The sequence below is a fragment of the Acidovorax sp. LjRoot66 genome (assembly GCF_964253305.1).
GTDB lineage: Bacteria > Pseudomonadota > Gammaproteobacteria > Burkholderiales > Burkholderiaceae_C > Acidovorax.
Map to the genome: position 1 here is coordinate 2,317,827 of NZ_CAXUQU020000001.1, position 23,211 is coordinate 2,341,037.

The following is a 23,211-nucleotide window of genomic DNA, read 5'->3' on the forward strand; positions in this document are numbered from 1 at the left end:
ATGGGGCAAGAAAGATGGCGCTATGGGGCAGGGTGCGGGGCATTCGCAGGTCCGCAAATGGCGAGCAGTGAACGGTGAGGACCCCTATCGTGCGGGCTGATTTCACTACCTCTGGCTTGCAAAAAGCCCTTGAACACCATGAACATTGTCCTCCTTCACGGCAGCTGGCACGGCGCCTGGTGCTGGCACAAGGTCGTGCCGCACCTGCAGGCGGCAGGGCACAGCGTGCACGTGCCCGACCTGCCGGCCCATGGCCGCCACTGGCGACTGGCGCGCGGGCGCACCACGCTCGCCGACATGGCGCGGCATGTGTGCCGGCTGGTCGATGCGCTCGATGGCCCGGTCTTCATCGTCGCACACAGCCGGGGCGGCATCGTCGCCTCCACCGTGGCCGAGATGGTGCGGCCCGGCAAGGTGGCAGGCGTGGCCTACCTGGCGGCCTACATGCTCCAGAGCGGCGAGCGCGTGGCCGACTTCTTCCGCCAGGACCGCGATTCGCTGGTGCGCAGGCACCTGCGCATCCACCGGGCCACGCTCACCGATAGCCTGGCACCCGAGGCCTACCGGGAGACGCTATATGCCGATTGCTCCGATGCCGATGTGGCCCTGGCGAGCGCGCTGCTGACGCCCGAGCCCGCGCTGCCCGCGCTCACGCGGCTGAAGCTCACCCCTGAGCGCTATGGCCAGGTGCGTCGGCATTACATCGAGCTCACGCAGGACCGGGCCGTGACGATTGCGCTGCAGCGGCAGATGCAGGCCGCCTCGCTCTGCGCCAGCGTGGCCTCGCTCGATGCGAGCCACTCGGCCTACTTCTCGTGCCCGGATCGGCTGGCGCAGACCATCCACCAGATGGCACAAGGCGGGTGATTTTTGGGGCGACCTGGCCAGAGCCTGTGCTGAGCGGACACTTTCGGCCGGGCATGCCAGAATGCGGCCAATTCTTGATCCCTCTTTGCCGAAGGAGCCCACGCCGATGATGATGTTGCGCGCCATTGCTGCCGCCTTGACCCTGGGAGCCGCCATGTCATTGCCCGCCCTTGCCCAAGCCGCTGTGAACGACGGCATCGCCGCCTACGGCAAGGGCGACTACGCCACCGCCTTCAAGGAATTCAGCGCCGCGGCGAATGCGGGTGATGCTGCCGGCAAGCACATGCTGGCCAGCCTCTACTACACCGGCCAGGGCGTGGGCAAGGACCTGAAGAAGGCGGTCGCGCTGTTCACCGAGGCGGCGCAGGCAGGCTACACGCCCTCCATGGCCAACCTGGGCCTGATGTACTCCAAGGGCGATGGCGTGCCCCAGGACCTGCAGCGTGCAGAGCACTACGCCACGCTGGCCGCCGAGAAGGGCGACGTGCAGGCGCAGTTCAACCTGGGCCAGTCCTACCGCAAGGGCGCCGGTGTGCCCCAGAGCCACGAGAAGGCCGCGCTGTGGTACCGCAAGGCGGCCGAGGCCGGCTCGCTGGCCGCGCAGAACGAATACGGCCTGCTCTTCGCGCAGGGCCATGGCGTGCCGCAGGACTACGTGCAGGCCTTTGCCTGGATCGACATGCCGGCCAGCTCTGGCGAGCCCCAGGCCATCAAGAACCGGGCGCAGCTGCTGAGCATCCTCGATGCCAAGGGGCAGGTGGCTGCGCGCAAGCTGGCTGCCGAGTACGCAGCCAGGTACGGCAAGCCACGCTGATTTTCAGGCAACCAGGGAGAAACCAGTCATGTCCGCAGGCGATTGGAAAGACATGTATGCCGCCGCCGTGGCAGGCGATCTGGCGCTGGTGCGCCACCACATCAGTGCCGGGGTCAACCCCAACTACCAGCATCCCGAGATCCTGTGCACGCCGTTGGTGGCCGCACTCATCCACGGGCACGGTGCCATCGCGCAGTACCTGCTGGACAATGGCGCAGACCCGCAGCTGCGCTCGGAATTCGACGACATGACGCCATTGCAGGCCGCCAGGCGCCATGGCCGCAAGGCGTTCGTGCAGCTGCTGCAAGCGCGTGGCGCTCGCGAAGTTCGCAAGCCGTTCTGGTGGCGCTGGTTGCCGGTATAACGGCTCAGACGCCAGCCGCTTCCTTGGCACGCATCTTCGCGGCGATGTACTCGCCGTGCGTCACGTGCAGCAGCCCGGCCACCTTGCTGATGGCGTGCAACTCGTTTTCATCAAGGCGGGCATCGGCGTAGGCCACCTGCCACATCGCCTCGACGAGTTCGATCTTCTGCGGCTGCGTGAAGTGGTCGTTGAGGTTGCCGGTGAAGCGCTGGTAGTCGTAGGCGGTCTTGGCCGTGTCCACGGCCAGTTCCACCAGGCGGTCGATTTCATCGTCGGTGAGGGTGAAGCGCTCGCGTAGGGCGCGGACCATGGCATCGCGTTCTGCGGCGTCCATTGCGGCATCGGCGCGCACCACCTCCACCAGCAGCACGGCAGCCGCCAACTGCACGGAATGGGCACGCTCTGAAGGGGTGGCCTCAGGCGAAAAAGGGGCGGTGAAACTGTCGAACAGTTCTTTGAGGGTCTGGAACATGGGCCGGCCAAAGAAGGTGGAGAGAGAGGGGGATGGAATGCGAAACACCATACCCTATCGAGCCCGTCTGCAATGTATTGGTTCCCGCCGTCACGCAGGCGCGCGACAATCGGCGGCAATGATGAAAAAATCGATTCTTCCCCTGCAACTGCTGGTTGCCCCCGATCTGAACGACCCCTCGCCCCTGGTGCTCTACCACGGCCGCAACTGCCCGGACGGCTTTGGCGCCGCGCTCGCGGCCTGGCTGTACTACGGCGACAAGGCCGAATACGTGGGCCTGGACCATGGCGACGTGCAGTCGGTGGACGACCTGCCCGCGCTCGATGGCCGTTCGGTCTACATCCTGGACTTTTCGTTCTCGGCCGAGATCCTTTCGGCCATCGACGAGCGCGCGGCACGGCTGGTGATGCTCGACCACCACAAGAGCGCGGCCGAGAAGCTCACCGGCTTTGCCTGCCGCTGCGGTGTGGTGCACTTCGACATGGACAAGTCGGGCGCGCGCCTGGCCTGGGAGTTCTTCCACCCCCACAAACCCGTTCCCGCGCTGCTGCAGTATGTGGAGGACCGCGATATCTGGAAGTGGGAGTTCCCCGAGAGTGCGGCCTTCCTGTCGGCGCTGGACATGGAGACGCAGACCTTCGAGCGCTGGCAGGAGATTGCCAGCTTCACGCCCGAGCAATTGGAGCGTTTCATGGCGCGCGGCTCGGCCATGGACGAGAAGTACCGAAAGCTCTGCGCCGACATCGCCGAGGGCGCGCAGCCCCTGGTGTTCAACGGCATCGAGGGGCTGATGGTGAATGCGCCCGGCATGTTCCACAGCCTGGTGGGCGACATCCTCTCGGCCAAGACGGGCACCTTTGCGCTGATGTGGAGCGCCGGTGCCAAGGGTGTGAAGGCGGGGCTGCGCTCGCAGCGCAACTTCGACTGCATCGCCCTGGCCGAAAGCATGGGCGGGGGCGGCCATGCGCAGGCCTGCGGCTTCAAGATGAAGATCGAGCGCCTGCCCGAGCTGATGAGCGGGGTCCTCAACGCGTGATGCGCTCGCGGCTCACACGAGCCGCAGATCGCTGGTGCGCGCGCCCGGGAACACCCGGGCCAGGGCCGTGGCATTCAACCCGTACAAGCGGCCGAACAGGCCGCCGAGCACGGCGCGGTAGTCGTTGAGCACCGGGTGGTCGCGGTTCTGGAACAGCGTGGTGGCGCTCAGCGCCTGCTGCTCGCCCGCGATGCGCCCGCCCGCCACGCCGCCGCCCAGTACCCAGAACACGGTGCCGTGGCCGTGGTCCGTGCCGCGGTTGCCGTTTTCGCGGAAGGTGCGGCCGAACTCGCTGACCACCACGACCACGGTGTTCTTCCAGGCCGTGGTGCCCATCTCGTCGGCAAAGCCGGCCAGGCCCCGGCCCAGCTCCTCGAAGCGGTTGGCCAGCGCACCTGTGGCATTGCCCTGGCCCACATGCGTGTCCCACCCGCCCACGTCGACAAAGCCCAGGTGGTAGCGCGTCTGCATGAGCCGCGCCATACGCCGGGCCGTGCCCTCGAAGCCCTTGGTGCTCAGCGCGTTTCGGCTGGCCGCGTCCATCTCGCCCTGCATGCTGCGCACCACCTCGGCCTGGGTGGCGAAGCCCTCGGCCACCGGGCCGGCCAGGGCCGTGCTGCGGTACATCATGTCGATGAGCCCGGCCTGGCGTTCGTCCACGCCGGCTTTTCCTGCTGCAGCGGCCAGCGCCGTGTTGGGCACGTCCACCGCGCCGCGCAGCACCAGGGGCAGGGTGCTGGTGAAGGCCATCGGAGACGCCTTGTCCCGCTTGGCTCCCAGCTCGGCCGCCAGCCGGTTCAAGAAGCCCGATCCGTAGTCGCGCCGCCCAGAGAGGGGCTGGCCCAGCTCGATGCTGTCCTGCGTGTCGAAATGGCTGCGCGAGAGGTCGTCCGTGCCGGCAAAGGGCACGAAGGCCAGTTCGCGCCGCTGGTACAGCGGCAGCAGCGAAGGCGCCAGCACCGGGTGCAGGCCCCAGTCGCTGGTCAGCTCCAGCGCACCGCCTTCTGCCCCCGGGCGGGCAATGGCAATGTTGGGCCGGCTTTCGTAATAAAAGCTGCTGCTGGTGGGCACCAGCAGGCTCGCGCAGTCGTAGCCGCCGCGCAGGAACACCAGCAGCAGGCGCGCATCGCCCGCGCGCGGGGCTGCTGCGACCTGGGCCGATGCGGTGGCCAAGCCCAGTGCGCTAGCGCCCAGGGCCTGCAGGCAGTGTCTTCGCAGCATGGGGAGTCCTTTCAGCCGTGCATGAATTCGGGTGAGGAAAGGAACAAAAGGTTCCATTCGCGCGGCGACGTCGCCTGCACCAGGGCGGCGCGCGTGGCGGGTGCCAGGGTGGCGTCGATCTGCTGCAGATAGGGCGTTTGCGAGAGCGCCGGTAGCGGCGGACGCTTGCCCTGCGCATCGGGTGGTGCCAGGGCCCCGGCGCCCAGCACACGCGCCGCCTCGAAGCGCGTGCTCATCTGGCCCGAGCCCGACCAGGTCGCGGTATCCAGCGGGTAGCCGTCCGGCGTGGCGCGGCCATACAGCGGCTCGGCCAGGCGCTGCAGCCAGTTGAGCAGGGGATCGGTGCTCGCCAGCACCTGCTGCTCGCCGTGCACCAGGCGCGCGCTGGCCAGCAGGTACTGCATCGGGTCGCGAAAGCGCTGGCCCAGCGATGCCTGGAAGGCGCTCGACTGGAACAGCTCGGCCAGCACGGCGGCGATGTCGCCATCGGTGCGCTCAAAGGTGCGCGCCAGGGTGTCGAGCAGCTCGGGCGGGGGCGCATCGCCCACCAGGTAGACGGCCATCTTGCGCGTGACGAAGCGGGCCGTGGCGCTGTGGCGAGCCAGGCGGTCCAGGGCCTCGTCGAGCTCGGCCAGGCCCTCGGCACGGATGGGCGATCCCAGCAGGGTCTTGGCCTCCCAGTCGTGGCGCTGGGGGTTGAATTCGAACAGGCCCTGGCGCACGTAGTGGCTGCGCAAGGCCGGCTTCATGCGTGGGGGCTCGTCCTCCAGCGGGCGCAGGCTGATGCCCACGCCCGTGAGCACGCGCGCCAGCTCCTGCACGTCCTGCTGGCTGTAGCCGCCGCCCACGCCCAGGGTGTGCAGCTCCATCAGCTCGCGGGCGTAGTTCTCGTTGATGCGGCCGGCGGCGTTTTGCGCGTTGTCCAGATAACGCAGCATGGCCGGGTGGCGCGTGGTGGCCCCCAGCAGGTCGCGAAAGCGGCCCAGCGCATGCGGGCGCACGGCGCGCTCCTCGTAGTCGCCCACGCTTGCGCGCAGGTCGGCCTTGCCGGCGAACACGCTGAAGTGGTTCATCCAGAACCAGGTCATCTTCTCGCGCAACTGGGCGGGTGAGTACAGCGCGCGCAGCACAAAGCGCTGGCTGGCCTCGCGCTGCAGGTTGCGCATGTCCTTCTGCCAGGCCTCCAGGGCGGCCTTGCGCTCGTCCTCGGTGGGCAGGGCGCGGGTCTCGCGCTGGCGCGCCTCCATCTGCAGGGCCAGGGTTTCGAACGGGGTCTTGGTGATGGCCATGGCATCGATCTGCGCCTGCGCTTGGGCCGGCAGAGGCGCGTTGGCGGGGCCGCGCAACTGGGCGGCCAGCCATGCCTCCCGACCCATGCCAGCCAGCACCCGTGCGCCCTGGGCCGTGCAGCCCCAGGTGATGCGGTCCATCAGGCGGGCGGGCAGTACCTCGCCGGGCAGGTCCGCCGGTGCAGCGGCGGATGCGGCCCAGGCCGGCACCGCATTGGCAGAGGCGCCAAAGGCCGCCAGTGCCAGCCATTGGCGGCGGTTGATCGGGGAGGGCGGGGCAAGGTCGTGCAGGAGCATGGTGCAGGCATCCATCGGCCCTGTTGAAGCAGGGCTGGGTCACCATGCTGCGCCTGCAGCCGGGCCAAGGCAAGGGCCTGCGGCGGGTTTTACGCGGGCGACACAAATGCGCCGCAGGTTGTGAGCAGTTGTAGGCGCGCTGTGCGCGCCGGCTCAGCGGGACTTGGCCGCTTCCTCGAACTTGTCCACCTTGCGCAGCTGCTTGAAGCCCAGCGTCCACGCACCCACCACGCCCAGCGTGCAGATGCCGCCCAGCACGGCGGCCGGTACCACGCCCAGCCAGGCGGCGCTGGTGCCGGCGCGGAACTCGCCCAGCTCATTGGACGAGCCGATGAACAGCATGTTCACCGCGTTCACGCGCCCGCGCATTTCGTCGGGCGTGGAGAACTGCACCAGTGCGCCGCGGATGTACACGCTCACCATGTCAGCGGCCCCCGCCACCAGCAGCGCGGCGAACGACAGCCAGAACAGCGTGGACAGTGCGAACACCAGGTTGGCCGCGCCGAAGATGGCCACGGCGATGAACATGGTCTGCCCCACCTTGCGGTTGAAGGGCCGCATGCTCAGGTACAGCCCGGCGCCCACCTCGCCCACGGCCATGGCACTGCGCAGCGCGCCCAGGCCGGCAGGGCCTACGTGCAGCACTTCGTGCGCGTAGATGGGCAGCAAGGCCACCACGCCGCCCAGCAGCACGGCGAACAGGTCCAGCGAAATGGTGCCCAGGATGATGGGCCGCGAGCGGATGAACACGATGCCCGCGCCAAAGCGTTGCCACATGGTGCCCTGCGCCGCTGCGGCGGGGGTGGCGTAGGCCACCGCCACACGCGCCAGCAGCGCTGCCCCGAGCGCAAAGCACACGAAGCACAGCGCATAGGTCAGCTCGCCGCCGCCCACGGCATACAGCATGCCGCCCAGCAGCGGCCCGCCGATGCTGGCCGCGCGCATCAGCATGCTGTTGGCGGCGATGGCCTGGGCCAGTTGCTCGCGCGGCACGATCTGCGGCAACAGGCTCTGCATGGCCGGCCCCGAAAAGGCGCGTGCGCAGCCGAACAGCACCAGCACCGCGTAGATGCCGGTGACCCCCGTGGCGCCATGCCCCGACAGCCACCACAGCAGCGCACTGCAGACGGCGCCCACGGCCCAACTGATGGCCAGGATGCGCCGGCGGTCGAAACGGTCGATCAGATCGCCCGCCGGCAGCAGCAGGCACAGCATGGGCAGAAACTGCGCCAGGCCGACGTAGGCCAGGGCCAGCGGCTCGCGCGTCAGGTCATACACCTGCCAGGCCACCACCACGGCCTGCACCTGGGTGGCGAACACCGCGATCAGGCGGGCGGTGAGAAAGGCCAGAAAGCCCGAATGGCGGTAGACGCTGGCGGCCGGTGTGGGGGAGGGCTGGGAGGTTTGGGACACGGGATGCGGTGCTGGACGGCGAGAAAGGGCAGGTGGTCTGCAAGGCAGGGCGGGAGAAAAACGGCATGCCGCTGGCCTCAGGGTTTATACCGGGTGCCTGCCGATGCTACCGGCTTTGCGCGCAGGCTGCCGGAGCGCCTGGAGATGGTGCGCGCAAGTGCACCGCCACAGAGGTGACCGCCACGGCAACAGTGCGGGTTGTCAGCCGGTGGCGGGGTCAGCCCATGCCATGCGGGCCACTGCCCGGGCCTTTGCCATAGGGCCTGGGGTGCCGGTGCCGGTAGTCCCACGGCGCCAGCGGGCGCTTCTGTGCCCACAGCCCTTCGCCCTGGGCGCGCGCCTGGCGCTGCAGCGGTGCCAGGTGCGGGTGGCGCTCGGCATACGGCGTGTACACCCAGGCCAGGCCTGCCGTCACCTGCGCGGTGGCCACGTCGGTGCCGCCGCAGCGCACATTGGCCACCGTGCGGCCATAGCTGTCCTCCTCGATGGGCTGCAGTGTCGCCTGGCGCTTGAAGCACATCTGCGCCAGGTTCTGCCGGGCTTTCTGGCCAAAGGCCTGCTTGCGCTCGGGCGCATCGATGGCTGCCACCCGCACCTTCACCTGCTGGTAGGCCCCGGGCGGGCCGCAGCGTGCGGTGAGGGTGTCGCCGTCGCTGATGGCGACCACGAGGCAGAGCAGGGCAACGGCAGGCAGGGGCATGGGGCAGGAGGCGTCTGGCGGGCAGTGAAAAGGACGCGCATTGTCTCCTACACTCCGTGCTGCGCGGCGCATGCCGGCGGCGTGTACAACGAACGACAAGAGCACAAGAGGGGGAGTTTCAGATGCGTACCGTGATTTGCGCCACCCATTCGGGCAGCGTGTGGCGATGGGCTGCCGTCGCTTTTCTGCTGCTGGCGGTCGCCCTGCCTTTCGCGCAGGCCAAGGACGAAGCCGGCGCCTATGGCAAGACCCTGGAGAAGATCTACGACCTGTCGCCCGAGACACTGGCGAAGTTCCAGCGCTTCCAGGAAAAGCAGGCGCAGAAGCCGGGTGACAAGGGCAAGGGCATCTACGCCGACACCGAAAGATGGCGCGGCGACGAGCTGTCGCTGCCCACCAGCAAGAACCCCTTCACCATCGTCGTCAAGGTCTCGGGCGTGGCGTTGGCCGATGGCGACGCCGGCTCGCGCTGGCAGACCGGCCTGCAGTTCGACGGCCCCTCGCCCATCTCGTTTTTGCCCGAGCTGGTGCACAAGGGCGCCCGCGCGGGCCAGCCGGTGTCCATGGTGGGTGCCTCCAAGGGCGTGAGCTTCAAGGAAGACCGCAAGGCGGCACCGTCGCTGGACTTCGAGTCGTCGCGCAACCTGCGCATCGACCGCGTGCAGGTCGAGGTGTGGTCGGGCATCCGCAAATCGACCTGGCTGGAGCTGCTGATGTCGTGGTCGCCCATTCTGACCGGCGTGGTCTTCCTGGGCGTGGTGCTCTGGTTCCGGCGCCGATAAAGAGCGCGAGTCCTGGCACCCAGGCGCTCACTCCTCGCTGGTCCATTCCACGTTCACGCCCAGGCTTCGCAGGTTTTCGACGAAGCGCGGGTGGGCACGGCGGATGGGCGCGGCGTTGCGGATCTCCGAGCGCCCCTCGATGCTGGCCGCCACCATGAACAGGGCGATGGCCACGCGGATGATGTAGGGGCTTTCCACCAGGGCCGGGCTCAGCGGATTGCCGCCAAAGGTGATGAGCCGGTGCGGGTCCGATGAGAACACGTGGGCGCCGAACTTGGAGAGTTCGCCCGTCCAGCCCAGCGCGCCGTCGTACACCTTGTTCCAGAACATGCAATTGCCCTGTGCACGCACCCCGAGGGCGATGAAGATGGGCAGCAGGTCCACCGGGAAGTAGGGCCAGGGAGCGGCCTCGACCTTGGTCAGCACGTTGCTGGTGAAGGGCGTCTGCACCTTGAGCGGGCCGGGGCAGTGCGCGCGCGACCAGCCGTCCTCGTGCGTGACGACCACGCCGAACTTGGCGAAGGTGCGGTCGATCAGCGGGAAGTTGCCCGGCGCACTGTTGCGCACGATCACATCGCCGCCGGTGATGGCGCCCAGCGCCAGGAAGGTGGTGATCTCGTGGAAGTCTTCATCGAAGCGGAACTCGCCACCGCCCAGCGCCGCACCGCCCTGCACCGTGATGCGCGAGGTGCCGATGCCGTCGATGCGCGCGCCCAGCATCACCATGAAGCGGCAGAACTCCTGCACGTGCGGTTCCGACGCTGCATTCGTCAGCGTCGAGGTGCCGTTGGCCTCCACGGCGCAGAGTACGAAGTTCTCGGTGGTGGTGACGGAGGCGTAGTCGAGCCAGTGGTCCGTGGGCGTGAGCGGCCCCTGGCTGCGCACCAGCAGCGAGCCCTCGGCGCGCTCCACCGTGCCGCCAAAGCGCTGGAACACCTCCACATGCGGGTCGATCTCGCGCACGCCCAGGGTACAGCCTTTGACGTTGTCTTCGAGCCGCGCCACGCCAAAGCGCGCCAGGAGCGGCGGTATCAGCATGATGGACGAGCGCATCTCCTCGGGCAGTCGGTGCTGCGCAGGGTCGAACACGGTTTCCTGGTGGTGCAGGCTCAGCGTGCCCGTGGTCTCGTCCAGGTGCACGCTGCTGCCCAGCATGCGAAAGATGTCGAGGATCTTGCGCACGTCGGTGATGTCGGGCACGCCGTGCAGACGCAGCGGCTCGCGGGTGAGCAGGGTGGCGCAGAGCACCGGCAGTACGGCGTTCTTGTTGGCAGACGGGGTGATGCGGCCACGCAGCGGCGTACCGCCGTGCACGATGAGGTTGGACATGGGGAACTGAGAAGGAGAAAAAGGGGACGGGCGGGCAGAAACAGGCACCGCAGGCGCTACGCTGGCTGGCGCAACGCCCACGAAAGCCCTGCACTGTACCCGCGCCGCGCCCCGGCGGCTGTATCTGCCGGTAATCTGCCGCTCAGTGGGTCGGCTTTAGAGCGGCTAACAAAACTCTTCTGGCGTCGTTGCTGCGTCTTGTCGTACTGCTCGTACTGCCTGCGACGCAGCGCCTAGCCAGAACCGCTTCGCTGAGTTTTGTTAGCCGCTCTTAGAAGCACCACTCCAAAGCCATCGAAGGCTTCGGCGCTTCAGAAGCCGAAGGGCTGGCCAGGTTTCCAGGCGTCGGCCAGGCGCTTGGCCTCGGCCACCTCCACGATGCTCATCGTGGGCGCCAGGCGGCGCTGCGTGCCGGCGGCCCAGAAGGCGCCGCGGTTGGGCGGGGTGAGCGAGTCGTCCTGCTGCTGCTCCTTGTGCGCGCGCTGGGCCAGGTCCAGCAGCATGTGGGCGGCCACGGGCCGGCGGCCCACGTTGTCCAGGCCCGTGGAGTAGAGCAGGCCCAGGCTGTACAGGCCCGATGGGTCGCCCTGGCGCGCGGCGCGCAGGTACCAGTTTTCGGCCTGCTCGGCCTGCTGGGTCTCGCCCAGGCCGCGCTCGTAGATGTAGCCCAGCTGGACGCTGGCCAGCGAATAGCCTTCGTTGGCGGCCTTGGTGAGCCACTGCATGGCCTGGGCCTGGTCCTTGGGCACGCCGCGGCCGTCGCGCAGCGTGATGCCCAGCACCAGCATGGCCCGCAGGTCACCCTTGGCGGCCAGTGCCTGCAGCTCTTGCACGGCCTCGGGGCCATCGGTGCGGCGGGCCTGCTTCTCCAGGTCCTTCAGGCGCGCCTGGTGGTCCTGCGCCGCCTTCTGCGCCGCCACTTCGGCGGCGCGGGCATCGGCTTCGGCCTTGGCAATGCGCTCCTGCGCACGGACCTTGTCGGCTTGGTACTTCCAGCCCACCAGGCCCAGGCCCACCACCACGGCCAGCGCCAGGGCAATCCAGGTCGTGGGCAGCTCGCGCGGGGCCTTTTTCTTGGCTTTTTCCTTCTTCTTGGCGGCCGCCGCAGCCTCGGCAGCCGCTGCAGCCTCCGCGCGCTGCCGCGCGGCCTTGCCGACATAGGGCGCTGGCGCAGGGGCGGCGGCCTCGGGTTCGCGCGGCTTGGGCGGGTCTACCTTGTCGTAGGCCACTTCGCAGCTCGGGCACTGCCAATCGGGTGCCATGTCGGAGGCCTGCCGCGCGTACTTGCAACGGGGGCAGGTGCGCTCCGTGAAGACGGTCTTGGCGGCGGATTCCTTTTCAATGGGTTCCAGGGAAAACGAAAGGTCAGGTTTTTGGTTCACGTAGCTCTTCCTTCACCGCGCGCGAAGGCGCGGCCCTCCTCGGGCATCTTGGTGCGGCCCCCTCCCATAGGGGCGCCAGCTGGCCCATAGCCGGCTAGTGTATTTGTAGTAAATGGTTTTTTGTATGTCCAGATGTGTAACGGCGCAAGGTATTGCGCCTGCGCCCGCGACTTGCGCGGCTATTTGTAACAATCAAGACCAATGTCGTGCAGATGGGCTTGCGGGCTATCGAAATGAGAGCAACATGGCATGATGGTGCTTCGGCCAAGAACTGCGCAGTTCGACCGTCGTGCCCCGATGGGCATGCCATCCCGGAGACGGATTTCATTTTTAGAATGCAGGGAACCGACCGCAGGTACGGCGCCTCACAGCGACAGTTGCCCGCCGTTGCCTTTGTCTGTCGTTGTCCGCAGTGCCGGCGCCCCGGCCACCCTCCAATGACTGCCTTTTCGGAGTGCCGCTTTTGAATCCGACGATGCCCTCGAACCCTTCTGCCCTGTTGCCTTGCGGCGCCACGTCACGCGCCTGTCGACCGCTTTGCGCACTGCTGGCTGGCGTTGCCATGCTGCTCGCGGGCTGCGGCGCCCTTCCCAGTAGCACACCGGGGCCCCAGGCACCGCAGGAGAAGTTCGGCTCGCTGGCCACCTACTCGCGGCTGTTCGATGCCACGCCGGCGCAGACCTGCGAGGCATCGCGCCGGGCGCTGCTCAGCCAGGGCTACCTCATCAACACCAGCTCGGCCGAGCTGGTGGAGGGCAAGAAGAACTTCCAGCCCGGTACCGAGACGCACATGCAGATGGTGATCCGCGTGGTCTGCGTGCCCGAGTCGCCCAGCGGCAAGATCAGCCTGGGCTTCGTCACGGCCATCCAGGACAGCTTTGCGCTGCGCAAGACCAACAACTCGGCCAGCCTGGGCGTGGGTGCCATCGGGTCCGTGTCGCTGCCGTTCTCGTCGAGCAGCGAATCGCTGGTGCGCGTGGGCAGCGAGACCATCACGGCGGACACCTTCTACGAAAGCTTCTTCGATCTGGTCAAACGCTATCTGGTGATCGACGAGGCCGCCCAGGCCAGCGAGTAGTCGGGTCGCTGCCGGGCTCTTAGGCGTACAGGCGCGCCCCTGCATCGCGGATGCGCAGCGCGGCCTCATGGCCCAGCGCATTCACCACCGGCTCCCACACACTGGCATAGCGCGGCAGCGCATCGGGTGCGAACGAGGTGTGTGGCCAGTCCGAGCCCCAGACCAGGCGATCCCCCATGTGCGCGGCCACGCGGGTGATGGCCGGGTGCAGTAGGCCATACGGCGCACTCGCCTGCAGCCGGTACCAGCCCGAGAGCTTGACCCAGGCGCCCTGGCCCGCCAGCTTGGCCAGGGCCTGCCAGGCACGGTCATCAGAGGGCAGCAGGCCGTGCAGGCCGGCCAGGTGGTCGAGCACGCAGGCCACGGGCTTGCCCTGGTGCAGGTGGACGATGGTGGCCAGGTCTTCGGGGTTGGCGTACCACTGCACGTGCCAGCCACGCTCGGCCAGGCGCGGTGCCAGGGTCTTCATGGTCTCGGGCCCGTTGCCCACAGGCGAGACGAGGTTGAAGCGCACTCCGCGCACGCCCAGGGCGTGCATGCGGTCCAGTTCCGCATCGGGTACGGTGCCGTCCAGCACCACCACGCCGCGGTGGCGGCCGGGCGATTGGGCCAGCGCATCGAGCAGCACGCGGTTGTCGGTGCCGTACACGCTGGGCTGCACCAGTACGAGGTGGCCCATGCCCTGTGCGGCGGCCAGCGCCTCGATGTCGGCCAGCGGCCGGTGCACGGGCTGGTAGTGGCCGGCCTGCGCGGGCGCGGCGCTGTCGAACACATGCACGTGGGTGTCCCAGCCCTGGGGCAGGGCGGGAGGGGAAGGGGGAGAGGTGGAAAAAGTCATTTCAGTCACACGCTACGGCGTGCCGATGGCGTATGCACGAAACGTGCACGCCCCAGCCGGCCGCTCAGGCGGGGTGCTTATCCCACTGAAATCTTGCGCTCGCGCACCACTCTGGCCCACTGCTCCTGCTGCGCAGCGATGAACTTGCCGGCCGTCTGCTGCGAGGCATCGGCGAACACGTCGCCGCCCAATTGGCGCACGCGGCCCAGCACCTCGGGGTCGGCCAGGGCCTTGCGCACGGCGGCCACCAGCGTGGCCCGGGTGTCAGCGGCCATGCCGGCAGGGGCCAGCAGCGGGTTCCACTCCAGTACCTCGTAGCCGGGCACGCCGGCCTCGGCCATGGTGGGCACATCGGGCAGCGAGCGGGTGCGCACCATGCTGGTCACGGCCAGCGGCCGCAGCTTGCCGGCCTGGATGTGCCCCAGCGACGAGGCCACGTTGGCAAAGAACAGCGGCACCTGCCCGCCCATCACGTCGGTCATGGCCGGGCCGCCGCCGCGGTAGGGCACATGCAGCAGCTGCACGCCCGCGCGCCCCTCGAACATGGCGCCCGCCAGGTGCTGCGCCGAGCCATTGCCCGACGACGCATAGGTCAGCTCGCCCGGCTTGGCCTTGGCCAGCTGGATCACGTCCTTGACCGATTTGGCCGAAAAGCCGGGCGTGCACACCAGCACATTGGGAAAGGTGGCCAGCACTGCCAGCGGCGTGAAGGCCTTGGCGCTGTCGTACGGCAGCTTGGGGAACAGCGAGGGGTTCACCGCGAACGACGAGGCGTCGAGCAGCAGCACGCTGCCGTCCGGCGTGGCGCGCGCCACCTGGGAGGCGGCCAGTTGCCCGCTGGCGCCGGGCTTGTTCTCCACCACCACGCCCTGGCCCAGGGCTTCGGCCAGGCGCGGCGCGATGATGCGCGCGATCAGGTCCGCGCCACCGCCTGCGGGGTAGGACACCACCAGCGAGATCGGCCGGCCACCCGCTACGGTGGCGGCATGGCTGCTGGCCACCCAGGGCGCAGCCAGCGCGGCGCCTGCGGCCTGCACCAGCAGGCCACGGCGCGAGAGGGTGGCGGTTGAAGTGGAGTGCTTGGAATGGGTCATGGCGGATGTGCTCCAGTGTTCCGGGGTGAAGGCGGCCGGGGGCGGTCAGGTGATCGTGATGGTGTAGTGGAAGGCGTTGGCATCGCCGCGCGTGGTGCGCCACTCGACGCAGCGGCCTGTCAGGTCGTAGGCGCTGCGCTCCACGGCGACGCAGGGGTGGCCGGCCGGCAGGCGCAACTGGGCGGCCTGGGCGCCGGTCATTGCGCCAAAGCCGATCTGGTCCACCGCGCGGTGCACGTGCACGCCACAGCGGCGCGCGAACATGGGGTAGAGCAAGTCGTCCCACCCAGCCAGGTCGTCGTCGGCCAGCGGTGCGAACAGGTCCAGCGGCAGCCACATCTCTTCGATCAGGCAGGGCTGGCTGGCCAGCAGACGCAGCCGCAGCAGGTGCAGCACGGGCTCACCCGGGCCAATGCCCAGGCCGCGCGCCACGGCGGTCGTTGCGGTCACGCTCTTGCGCACGAGGATGCGCGACTGCGGTACTTCGCTGCCGCCACCGCCGCCAAAGCGAAAAAACCGCAGCATGGACCCGCCCGCGATGCCCTGGCGCACGAAGGTGCCCTTGCCGTGGATGCGCTCGATCAGCCCTTGCTCCACCAGCAGCTCCAGCGCGCGGCGCATAGTGCCCAGGGCCACCTGGTGCTCGGCGGCCAGCAGGCTCTCGGCCGGCAGGGCGCTGCCCGGTGGCCACTCGCCCGCCACCACGCGCACGCGCAGGGCATTGGCCAGGGCGGCATAGCGGCGCATGCCGGGGGCGCTGTCGACCAGGGCCAGGTGCGAAGAGGACTCCATGCAAGAACTATAGTCCTCTATAGGACTTGAAAAACCCGGGTTTACCCTTGATGGTGACTGCCTCGTCGGCGCTGCGGGGCCGCTGTGGTCTACAGCATGGCCTGCTCGGCCCACGCCCCCGGTGCCAGCCCATCGAGCGTGTAGGGGCCAATAGCCGCGCGCACCAGCCGCAGCGTGGGGAAGCCCACGGCCGCCGTCATGCGCCGCACCTGGCGGTTGCGGCCTTCGCGGATGGCCAGCTCGATCCAGGCGGTGGGGATGGCCTTGCGCTCGCGGATAGGCGGCGTGCGCTCCCATACCGCTGGCGGTGGATCGAGCAGGCGGGCCCGCGCGGGCCGTGTCGGACCGTCATTGAGCTGCACGCCGCTGCGCAGTTGCGCGAGGGCATCTTCACCGGGCAGGCCTTCGACCTGCACCCAGTAGATCTTTTCCATCTTGAAGCTCGGGTCGGCAATGCGGGCCTGCAGCGGCCCGTCGCTGGTCAGCAGCAGCAGGCCCTCGCTGTCGGCGTCGAGCCGGCCGGCCACGTACACGCCGGGCTGGTCGATGTAGTCCTTGAGCCCCTGCCACTTGCCCTCGGCCGTGAACTGGCTCAGCACGCCATAGGGTTTGTTGAAGCGGATCAGGCGGGGTGGCATGGGGGCGGCGCGGTGGCGCATGGAGTGCAGCGGTGGGTGGGCCGCCAAGCATAGCCGCAGCCATGCGCCCCCTGCGCGCAGCCTGCGCATGCTCTGGAGGGGGCATTTGTGCGGCGATACACTCGCCGGCTCGCGCAGCGTGCTGCTGCATCCCCATGGCCACCCCATTGACCCGGTGGCTGCGTTCCGGCCAGGCCTTGCTGCCTGGCCCCAGCCAACACCACCACCATGATCACCATCCAGCTGGACATTGCACAGACCATCGGCGTTGCCGCCGTGCTCCTGGTCCTGGGCGACTTCATCAAGAAGCACGTAGGCGTGCTGTCGCGCTACTTCATACCAGGCCCCATCATCGGCGGGCTGGTGTTCTCCCTCATCGCGCTGGCGGGCCACCTGAGCGGCAGCTTTGCGTTCGAGTTCTATGACAACATGCGCGCCTTTTTGCTGCTGGTGTTCTTCACCACCATCGGCTTTTCTGCCAGCTTCGAGTTGCTCAAGAAGGGCGGGGTGGGTGTGGCCCTGTTCCTGGCGGCGGCCGTGGGGCTGGTGCTGCTGCAGAACACCCTGGGCGCGGGCCTGGCAGCACTGCTTGGCGTGCACCCGCTCATTGGCGTGGCGGCGGGCTCCATCTCGCTCACGGGCGGGCATGGCACTTCGGCCGCGTTTGGCCCCCTGCTGGAGCAGGCCGGCGCAGCCGGTGCCCTGCCGGCCGCGATTGCTGCCGCGACCTATGGCCTGGTGGCGGGCTGCGTGATTGGCGGCCCCCTGGGCACGTTGCTCATGCGGCGCAACGGCCTGCACGCGCATGGCGCCAGCGCTGCCACCGCGCCGGCCATACCGGTGCCCGTCACGGCCAACACGGGCAGTGGTGGCGATACGGTGATGTACGCCAGCATCCTGATTGCCGTGTCCATCGGCATCGGCACGCTGCTGGTGAACTGGCTCAAGGACCTGGGCGTCACGCTGCCCTCGTACCTGGGGCCCATGCTGGTGGCGGCGCTGGTGCGCAACATCATCGATTGGCGCAACAGCGAGCTGCCGCTGCGGCAGTTCGAGGTGGTTGGCAATGTGTCGCTGGCCTTCTTCCTGGCCATGGCGCTGATGTCGATGAAGCTGTGGGAGCTGGCCGAGGTGGCGGGGCCGCTGCTGGTGATTCTGCTGGCGCAGACGGCGCTGATGTTCGCCTACGGCTACTGGGTCACCTTCCGCGTGATGGGGCGGGACTACGATGCCGCCGTCATCGCCGCCGGGCATTGCGGCTTCGGCATGGGCGCCACACCCAATGCCATGGCGAATATGCAGGCGTTCACGGCGGTCAACGGGCCGTCGGTCAAGGCGTTCTTCGTGATCCCGCTGGTGGGCTCGCTGTTCATTGATTTCTTCAATGCGGTGATCATTACGGCGTTCATGAATTTCTTGAAATGATGTGTCGCTGAAGCTGCTTCGCTGCGCGCGGTTGCTGCTGTTCTTTTGCTGAAGGCGGAGGCTGGGTCTCTGCCGTCGTCGCTCGTGGTCGATGGTGGCTGTGTGCCTTGATGAAGGGCGGAGGCCGGGGTGTGCGCCCGGCGGCGCGGTGCTTCTGTTAGACCTCATGCCTATGTTGCGGGCGGGAGCCGGGTCTCGGCCCGGCGGCCGAGGTACTTGTTCTTTGCTTCGCCAAAGAAAAGTACCCAAAAGAAAGGCGACCCCGCTGCCCGTGTCCCCCTCGCCGGAGGCGAGGGGGGCAGCCTGCGATGCTCGGGCCTGGGGTGTGCCGCAGAACTCGCTGCGTTCTTCGAACTCCGCTCAAACAGCTGCGGCAAGCCAGACAACGATGCGCGTGTCCTTCGGCACGCGCTCACCCCAGGCCCTGCGCTTCTCGGCACGGTCAGAAGGGGGTGGGAGCGGGCTCCACACGGGCCATTGCTTCGCTCGGCCCCTTGGTCCTTCGCTGCGCTCGGCTCGCCAGGGCGATCGCGCCTAACACGTCGGCAGCGCACAGCGCGTAACCGACACCCGGCGCAGCTGCGAAAGCAGCAGCCGTGCGGTACCCGCTCCCCACCCCTGCTGGCTGCGCCGAGAAGCGCAGGAGCTGGGGTGGGTGCGTGTGCCGAAGGACACACGCACTTCGTCCTCTGGCTTGCCGCAGCTGTTTGAGCGGAGTTCGAAGAACGCAGCGAGTTCTGCGGCACCACCCCAGATCCGAGCATCGGAGGTTGCCCCCGCTCGCCCGACAGGGCGAACGGGGGACGCAGACTGGGGGTCGTCTTCTCTTTGGTGACTTTCTCTTGACGACGCAAGAGAAAGTTACTGCGCCGCCGGGCGCACACCCGGGCCTCCGCCCTTCATCAAGGCATGCACCACCCATCCAACCACAACCGCAGAACCGCTTGGCGCCGGCCCTGACCTGCAGGTCATGCACACAGCCATAGGCCACTGCAATCAAACGCTGCCTGCAGGATGCACGCAAGGCGGCGCGTCAATCACTGCTGCCGCCCGTTACCGCCTTCACACCAGCAGCCCCCACATCCACCGTAGCCCCAACCACCTTGGCCCCCACCTTCACCGTGGTGGCCGCCACGCTCACCGCCGCATCGGCCACAGCCACCACGGCGCAGCCGGTGCAGCACAGTGCCAAGACGGCAGATGCCAGTGCGCGGCCTGTGCGAAGTGCCATGGCGCTGGCCATCACGCCTGCGGCACGAACAGGGCCGGGTCCACCATGGCGCGGTTGAGCATCACACCCCAGTGCAGGTGCGGCCCGGTCACGCGGCCGGTGGCGCCCACGGCGCCCAGGCGCTGGCCGGCGGCCAGCACGTCGCCCACTTTGACGTCGATGGCGCTCAGGTGGCAGACCATGCTGAGCAGGCCCTGGCCATGGTCCAGCCACACCGTGCCGCCGTTGAAGAAATACTCACCCGTGTCGATCACGCGCGCTGGCAGGGGCGAGAGGATCGGCGTGCCCGTGGGCGCGGCGATGTCCATCCCGCTGTGCGGATTGCGCGCCTGGCCGTTGAACACCCGGCGCAGCCCGAACGAGCTGGAACGCCGCCCCGGCACCGGCACGCGCATGCGCAGCGAATCCAGGGCCACGCCTGCGGGCTGCTCGGTGAAGGTGGCCATCACCAGCGCCTGGTGGTCGCGCTCGCGCTCGTAGCGTGCCTGGTCCTCGGGCGACAGGTCCACCGTGCGGGGCGACACGGTGAGGTGCTGCTCCTTGTACTTCTTGGGCGACACGGTATAGGCCACCTGCCGGGGCGCACCGCCTCCGGTCGGCTGCACGGTGATGTGCGCAGGGCCCGGTGTGGCGGCCAGCGGTATGCCGACGATGGCCGTCCATTCGATGGCATCGCCCAGCACCAGCACCGGCACGTCACCCGCAAGTGTTACCGGCCGCTTGGCCGCAGGGCCGAGCGACAGGCGGGCCACGCCGCCCGGCACCTGCAGCGGCTGCGGCCACACCGTGGGGGCGGGCGGTGCCTTGGCGTGCAGCGCGGGCGCATGCAGGGCCAGCAGGCCGCTGGCTGCGCCCAGCAACGCGGTGCGGCGGTTCATGGAAGAGGTCTCGGCAGGGAGGATGGCGTTGCGGATGGAATGGGAATGGGGCACGGAAGTTCGAACCTTGGGCAAATCGATGGCGGGTAGACGGCGAAGCAGGCCGCCATTGTGCCGGGCCTTTGAAACGATGTCGGCCTACATCGGCCCGCCAGGGCCCCACCCACAATCGCGCCATGAAAAAAACAGGCCGCACCCTGCGCATCGTCTTGCTCACCTTCGTGGCCACGGCCGCGCTCGTGCTCTTTGCCCTGAACTTCACGGCCGGCGAGAAAAAGGTGCAGCACCAGATACCGCGCCTGTACACCAGCGCCAGCCCGCAGTTCGAGCGTGCCATGGGCAGCCTGCTGGGCCCGGGCATCCTCCCCGGCAACGAGGTCAAGGAGCTGATCAACGGCGACCAGATCTTTCCGCCCATGCTCGCAGCCATCCGCTCGGCGCAAAAGAGCGTGACGTTCGAGACGTACATCTACTGGTCTGGCGACATCGGCAAGCAGTTCGCCGACGCGCTGGCTGAGCGCGCCCGCGCGGGTGTGGCGGTGCATGTGCTGCTCGACTGGGTGGGCAGCGCCAAGATGGAGGAGAGCTACCTGGCCGAGATGAAGGAGGCCGGCGTGCTGGTCGAAAAGTTCCACAAGCCGCACTGGTACAACCTGGCGCGCCTGAACAACCGCACCCACCGCAAGCTGCTGGTGGTGGACGGGCAGGTGGGTTTCACCGGCGGCGTGGGCATCGCGCCGGAGTGGACGGGCAATGGCCAGGACCCGGACCACTGGCGCGACTCGCACTACCAGGTGCGCGGGCCCGCCGTGGCGCAGATGCAGGCCACCTTCCTGGACAACTGGCTCAAGGTCACCGGCAAGGTGGTGCATGGGGATGCGTACTTTCCGGCGATTGCACCGCAAGGCACCCAGCGCGCGCAGATGTTCTCCAGCTCGCCGTCGAGCGGCAGCGAGAGCATGCAGCTGATGTACCACATGGCCGTCACCGCGGCCGAGCGCAGCCTGGACCTGTCGGTCGCCTACTTCGTGCCCGACGACCTCACGCGCCAGCTCATGCTCGATGCCTTGAAGCGCGGCGTGCGCGTGCGCCTCATCACGCCCGGTCCGCACACCGACACCGAGACCGTGAAGGCCGCGTCGCGCGCCACCTGGGGCCCGCTGCTGGAGGCCGGGGCCGAGATCTACGAGTACCAGCCCAGCATGTACCACTGCAAGGTCATGATCGTGGACCAGCGCATGGTGTCGGTCGGTTCCACCAACTTCGACAACCGCTCCTTTCGCCTCAACGACGAGGCCAACCTCAATGTCTACGACACGGCGTTCGCCGAGCGGCAGACGCGCGTGTTCGAGGAGGACCTGGCAAAGTCCCGGCGCGTGACATACCAGGAGTGGCTGGAGAGGCCGCTCAAGGAACGGCTGGCCGAGCGGTTGGCGGCGTTGCTGGAGTCGCAGCTGTAGGCATCTTCGCCCAGGTCATGACATTTCATTCACAGCTGGTTACTTTCTCGGGGTGGCTGTAGGCGTGCAGGGCGTTACGCGTTCCTACAATCCCGCCGTCAAACAATACGGGAAGAGGGATTTTCATGGCGCAGCGGCGAAGCATTCTGGCGGGACTATCTGGCTGGCTCGGGGCTCTGATGGCGGGTGTTCCCGGTATGGCCGCTTCTGCGGCGGACGGCCCCACTGCAGGCAGGGCCGGCATCCACCCCTGGATCGAAGTGGGCGACAGCCTGGTGGCCGACGTGATCGTCGATGGCAAGGTGGTTGCTCAACTCGACCACAAGGCCACGCAGCCGGGGCTCAAGAAGCCGCCCGCGTTGGTGTTCGCGCTGCCTGCGGGCCTCAAGCGCGTGCGGCTCAAAGGCACTGTCACCATCGGCGGCAAGGCCTCACCGTTCGACAGGAGCTGGAAGGTGCGCGACATGGCGCCCTTTTCGGCCCCGCTGTACGACCAGGGAAAGCCCTGGATCGAGCGCATCCGTGGCCTGGCCAAGAAGCTGGAAGACAGCATCTCCATCGAGCCCGGTGACGGCGGTGCCAAAAAGAAGCCTGCCAAGGCCGCCTTCGCGGATCTGGAAAAGAGCCTGGGCGCGCCACTGCCCCCATTGGTGAAGGTACTGGGCGACTGGCAGATCCAGATCGGTGACTCCAACTTCCTGCCGGCCGCCCAGATGGGCAAGGTCACCGATCTGCTGCTGGGCGATTGGGGCTACAAGCGCACCGGTGCCGATGGTCTCGACAAGATCCTCCCGCCTGCGGTGCGCGCGCGCTACGACCGCAGCCTGGCCGTGTTCGTCGAGGTGGGGGATGGGCTGGGCGCATTGGCGTGGGACCCGGTGGGCGCCACGCCCGGCGAGCCGCCCAGCATCTGGGGTGACAAGGGCAACCCCGGTGCCCGGCCGAGCACGCCCAATGAAGGCGTGTGGTACTGGCTGCACCAGGATCACATCGCCAAGCCCGAGTTGCTGCTCGATGACGACTACCGCCCCAAGACCACCGAGGCCGCGCTGACCCATGTGTTCCAGCGCTTTGCGCTATCGGACCTGGACTCGCCCGAGGCCGACGACGAACTGGTGGTGGACACCGCCAACCCGCGCACCAACCTGCTGCAGCTGCACTTCGATGGCCCCCGGAACCCTCGGCTCTGGCTGCGCAGCTACGACTACCACTACAGCCTGTATTGAATTGCCATGCCGCCGCAGCGCGACCTCCATCGAGCGGAGGCAGCGCGCGGCGCCACGGGGTGCATCAATGCGTGACGAATTCGTAGGTCACGGCTTCGCTGTCCACCATGTCGAGCACCTCGTGCAGCGCGTCGTCGTCTTCGGGGCTGCTCCACAGCTCTTCGGGGTCGGTGGCGAACAGGGGCTCGATGGCGATGTCCATGAAGCGGCCATCCGGCAGGCTCAGCACGGGCGTGCCTTCGGAGGTTTCGACCAGCGACCAGTCCTCGGGGACGGACATTTCGACTTCGATGGTGACTTTGAGTTTTTTGGTCATGGTGTGTGTTCTCGGTTGGTGAATGCGGGCAGGGTAACCCACTTCCTTCAGGGCGACGCCGAACAATACGGATTTGCATTCGATCGTATAACTAGGCGGGAAGCCGCAGACAGTGCTGTAGCACGGCAAGGCGAACCAACGACGGTAGACGGTTGAAGGCAAATCTGTATAAGGCTTCGCGATGGAACGTGCCTTGGTTTGCGTTGCCTTGCATCGGTAGCCAAGCAGGACCGTGCTGTATCCTTTTGTTGCGAACCGCCCGCGCAGAC

General features: G+C 67.9%; 23 protein-coding genes. 9 read left to right on the plus strand and 14 right to left on the minus strand.

From position 1 onward, the window contains the following. The first annotated feature begins 138 nt into the window (after nucleotides 1-138). From ACSQ3Y_RS10710 to ACSQ3Y_RS10720, 3 genes are all read left to right on the plus strand, one after another. Complete coding sequence (locus tag ACSQ3Y_RS10710; RefSeq protein WP_436177259.1) at nucleotides 139-867, plus strand: alpha/beta fold hydrolase; 729 nt, start codon at nucleotides 139-141, stop codon at nucleotides 865-867. 154 nt (nucleotides 868-1,021) lie between these two features. Continuing rightward, on the plus strand, nucleotides 1,022-1,681 hold the full coding sequence (locus ACSQ3Y_RS10715; protein WP_436177260.1) for a tetratricopeptide repeat protein: 660 nt from the start codon (nucleotides 1,022-1,024) through the stop codon (nucleotides 1,679-1,681). Between the two features lie 28 nt (nucleotides 1,682-1,709). Continuing rightward, entirely contained in the window at nucleotides 1,710-2,045 is a 336-nt protein-coding gene (locus ACSQ3Y_RS10720; RefSeq protein ID WP_436177261.1) for an ankyrin repeat domain-containing protein, read from the plus strand. A gap of 4 nt (nucleotides 2,046-2,049) precedes the next feature. Here ACSQ3Y_RS10720 and ACSQ3Y_RS10725 read toward each other — a convergent pair whose 3' ends face one another. Beyond that, nucleotides 2,050-2,517, minus strand: coding sequence for a TerB family tellurite resistance protein (locus ACSQ3Y_RS10725; RefSeq protein WP_436177262.1), 468 nt, complete (start codon nucleotides 2,515-2,517; stop codon nucleotides 2,050-2,052). A gap of 118 nt (nucleotides 2,518-2,635) precedes the next feature. Here ACSQ3Y_RS10725 and ACSQ3Y_RS10730 point away from each other — a divergent pair, with 118 nt between their 5' ends. Next, complete coding sequence (locus tag ACSQ3Y_RS10730) at nucleotides 2,636-3,553, plus strand: DHH family phosphoesterase (protein ID WP_436177263.1); 918 nt, start codon at nucleotides 2,636-2,638, stop codon at nucleotides 3,551-3,553. 12 nt (nucleotides 3,554-3,565) lie between these two features. Here the strand turns inward: ACSQ3Y_RS10730 and ACSQ3Y_RS10735 are convergent, their stop codons facing one another. The 4 genes from ACSQ3Y_RS10735 to ACSQ3Y_RS10750 all read right to left on the minus strand — a co-directional run bounded on the left by ACSQ3Y_RS10735 (nucleotide 3,566) and on the right by ACSQ3Y_RS10750 (nucleotide 8,473). After that, complete coding sequence (locus ACSQ3Y_RS10735; protein ID WP_436177264.1) at nucleotides 3,566-4,774, minus strand: DUF1501 domain-containing protein; 1,209 nt, start codon at nucleotides 4,772-4,774, stop codon at nucleotides 3,566-3,568. An 11-nt stretch (nucleotides 4,775-4,785) separates the two neighbouring features. After that, on the minus strand, nucleotides 4,786-6,360 hold the full coding sequence (locus ACSQ3Y_RS10740; protein WP_436177265.1) for a DUF1800 domain-containing protein: 1,575 nt from the start codon (nucleotides 6,358-6,360) through the stop codon (nucleotides 4,786-4,788). A gap of 153 nt (nucleotides 6,361-6,513) precedes the next feature. After that, nucleotides 6,514-7,773 (minus strand): MFS transporter, encoded by a 1,260-nt coding sequence (locus ACSQ3Y_RS10745; protein ID WP_436177266.1) that lies wholly within the window; start codon nucleotides 7,771-7,773, stop codon nucleotides 6,514-6,516. Between the two features lie 217 nt (nucleotides 7,774-7,990). Continuing rightward, nucleotides 7,991-8,473, minus strand: a complete 483-nt coding sequence (locus ACSQ3Y_RS10750; RefSeq protein ID WP_057206702.1) for a thermonuclease family protein — start codon at nucleotides 8,471-8,473, stop codon at nucleotides 7,991-7,993. A 122-nt stretch (nucleotides 8,474-8,595) separates the two neighbouring features. Here ACSQ3Y_RS10750 and ACSQ3Y_RS10755 point away from each other — a divergent pair, with 122 nt between their 5' ends. After that, nucleotides 8,596-9,255, plus strand: coding sequence for a hypothetical protein (locus ACSQ3Y_RS10755; RefSeq protein ID WP_436177267.1), 660 nt, complete (start codon nucleotides 8,596-8,598; stop codon nucleotides 9,253-9,255). 27 nt (nucleotides 9,256-9,282) lie between these two features. On the opposite strand, the gene ACSQ3Y_RS10760 is transcribed toward ACSQ3Y_RS10755, so the two are convergent. Both ACSQ3Y_RS10760 and ACSQ3Y_RS10765 read right to left on the minus strand, forming a co-directional pair. Then, complete coding sequence (locus ACSQ3Y_RS10760) at nucleotides 9,283-10,584, minus strand: UDP-N-acetylglucosamine 1-carboxyvinyltransferase (protein ID WP_436177268.1); 1,302 nt, start codon at nucleotides 10,582-10,584, stop codon at nucleotides 9,283-9,285. A 311-nt stretch (nucleotides 10,585-10,895) separates the two neighbouring features. After that, complete coding sequence (locus tag ACSQ3Y_RS10765; RefSeq protein WP_057206707.1) at nucleotides 10,896-11,966, minus strand: tetratricopeptide repeat protein; 1,071 nt, start codon at nucleotides 11,964-11,966, stop codon at nucleotides 10,896-10,898. A 562-nt stretch (nucleotides 11,967-12,528) separates the two neighbouring features. Between ACSQ3Y_RS10765 and ACSQ3Y_RS10770 the strand changes: the two genes are divergently transcribed. After that, a complete protein-coding gene (locus ACSQ3Y_RS10770; RefSeq protein WP_436177269.1) occupies nucleotides 12,529-13,044 on the plus strand; it encodes a DUF2242 domain-containing protein in 516 nt (171 codons plus the stop codon). A 19-nt stretch (nucleotides 13,045-13,063) separates the two neighbouring features. Here the strand turns inward: ACSQ3Y_RS10770 and ACSQ3Y_RS10775 are convergent, their stop codons facing one another. The 4 genes from ACSQ3Y_RS10775 to ACSQ3Y_RS10790 all read right to left on the minus strand — a co-directional run bounded on the left by ACSQ3Y_RS10775 (nucleotide 13,064) and on the right by ACSQ3Y_RS10790 (nucleotide 16,427). Then, nucleotides 13,064-13,882, minus strand: a complete 819-nt coding sequence (locus ACSQ3Y_RS10775) for an amidohydrolase family protein (protein WP_436177270.1) — start codon at nucleotides 13,880-13,882, stop codon at nucleotides 13,064-13,066. Between the two features lie 77 nt (nucleotides 13,883-13,959). Further along, complete coding sequence (locus tag ACSQ3Y_RS10780; RefSeq protein ID WP_436177271.1) at nucleotides 13,960-14,976, minus strand: tripartite tricarboxylate transporter substrate binding protein; 1,017 nt, start codon at nucleotides 14,974-14,976, stop codon at nucleotides 13,960-13,962. A gap of 45 nt (nucleotides 14,977-15,021) precedes the next feature. Further along, the gene (locus ACSQ3Y_RS10785) at nucleotides 15,022-15,768 is read right to left on the minus strand and encodes a GntR family transcriptional regulator (protein ID WP_057206715.1); all 747 of its coding nucleotides are present in this window, start codon (nucleotides 15,766-15,768) and stop codon (nucleotides 15,022-15,024) included. Between the two features lie 89 nt (nucleotides 15,769-15,857). Then, entirely contained in the window at nucleotides 15,858-16,427 is a 570-nt protein-coding gene (locus ACSQ3Y_RS10790; protein ID WP_436177272.1) for a pseudouridine synthase, read from the minus strand. A gap of 207 nt (nucleotides 16,428-16,634) precedes the next feature. Here ACSQ3Y_RS10790 and gltS point away from each other — a divergent pair, with 207 nt between their 5' ends. Continuing rightward, entirely contained in the window at nucleotides 16,635-17,831 is a 1,197-nt protein-coding gene (gene gltS / locus ACSQ3Y_RS10795; protein WP_057206719.1) for a sodium/glutamate symporter, read from the plus strand. Between the two features lie 1,033 nt (nucleotides 17,832-18,864). Here gltS and ACSQ3Y_RS10800 read toward each other — a convergent pair. After that, nucleotides 18,865-19,062 carry a hypothetical protein gene (locus ACSQ3Y_RS10800; protein ID WP_436177273.1) on the minus strand — a complete coding sequence of 66 codons (198 nt, stop codon included), beginning with the start codon at nucleotides 19,060-19,062 and terminating at the stop codon, nucleotides 18,865-18,867. An 11-nt stretch (nucleotides 19,063-19,073) separates the two neighbouring features. Continuing rightward, nucleotides 19,074-19,940: a peptidoglycan DD-metalloendopeptidase family protein gene (locus ACSQ3Y_RS10805; protein WP_436180108.1), complete on the minus strand. Its 867-nt coding sequence runs from the start codon at nucleotides 19,938-19,940 to the stop codon at nucleotides 19,074-19,076. 176 nt (nucleotides 19,941-20,116) lie between these two features. Between ACSQ3Y_RS10805 and ACSQ3Y_RS10810 the strand changes: the two genes are divergently transcribed. Continuing rightward, a complete protein-coding gene (locus ACSQ3Y_RS10810; RefSeq protein ID WP_436177274.1) occupies nucleotides 20,117-21,400 on the plus strand; it encodes a phospholipase D-like domain-containing protein in 1,284 nt (427 codons plus the stop codon). A 197-nt stretch (nucleotides 21,401-21,597) separates the two neighbouring features. Further along, nucleotides 21,598-22,626 (plus strand): hypothetical protein, encoded by a 1,029-nt coding sequence (locus tag ACSQ3Y_RS10815; protein WP_436177275.1) that lies wholly within the window; start codon nucleotides 21,598-21,600, stop codon nucleotides 22,624-22,626. Between the two features lie 64 nt (nucleotides 22,627-22,690). On the opposite strand, the gene ACSQ3Y_RS10820 is transcribed toward ACSQ3Y_RS10815, so the two are convergent. Further along, entirely contained in the window at nucleotides 22,691-22,942 is a 252-nt protein-coding gene (locus ACSQ3Y_RS10820; RefSeq protein WP_057199495.1) for a hypothetical protein, read from the minus strand. Between the last annotated feature and the right edge of the window lie 269 nt (nucleotides 22,943-23,211).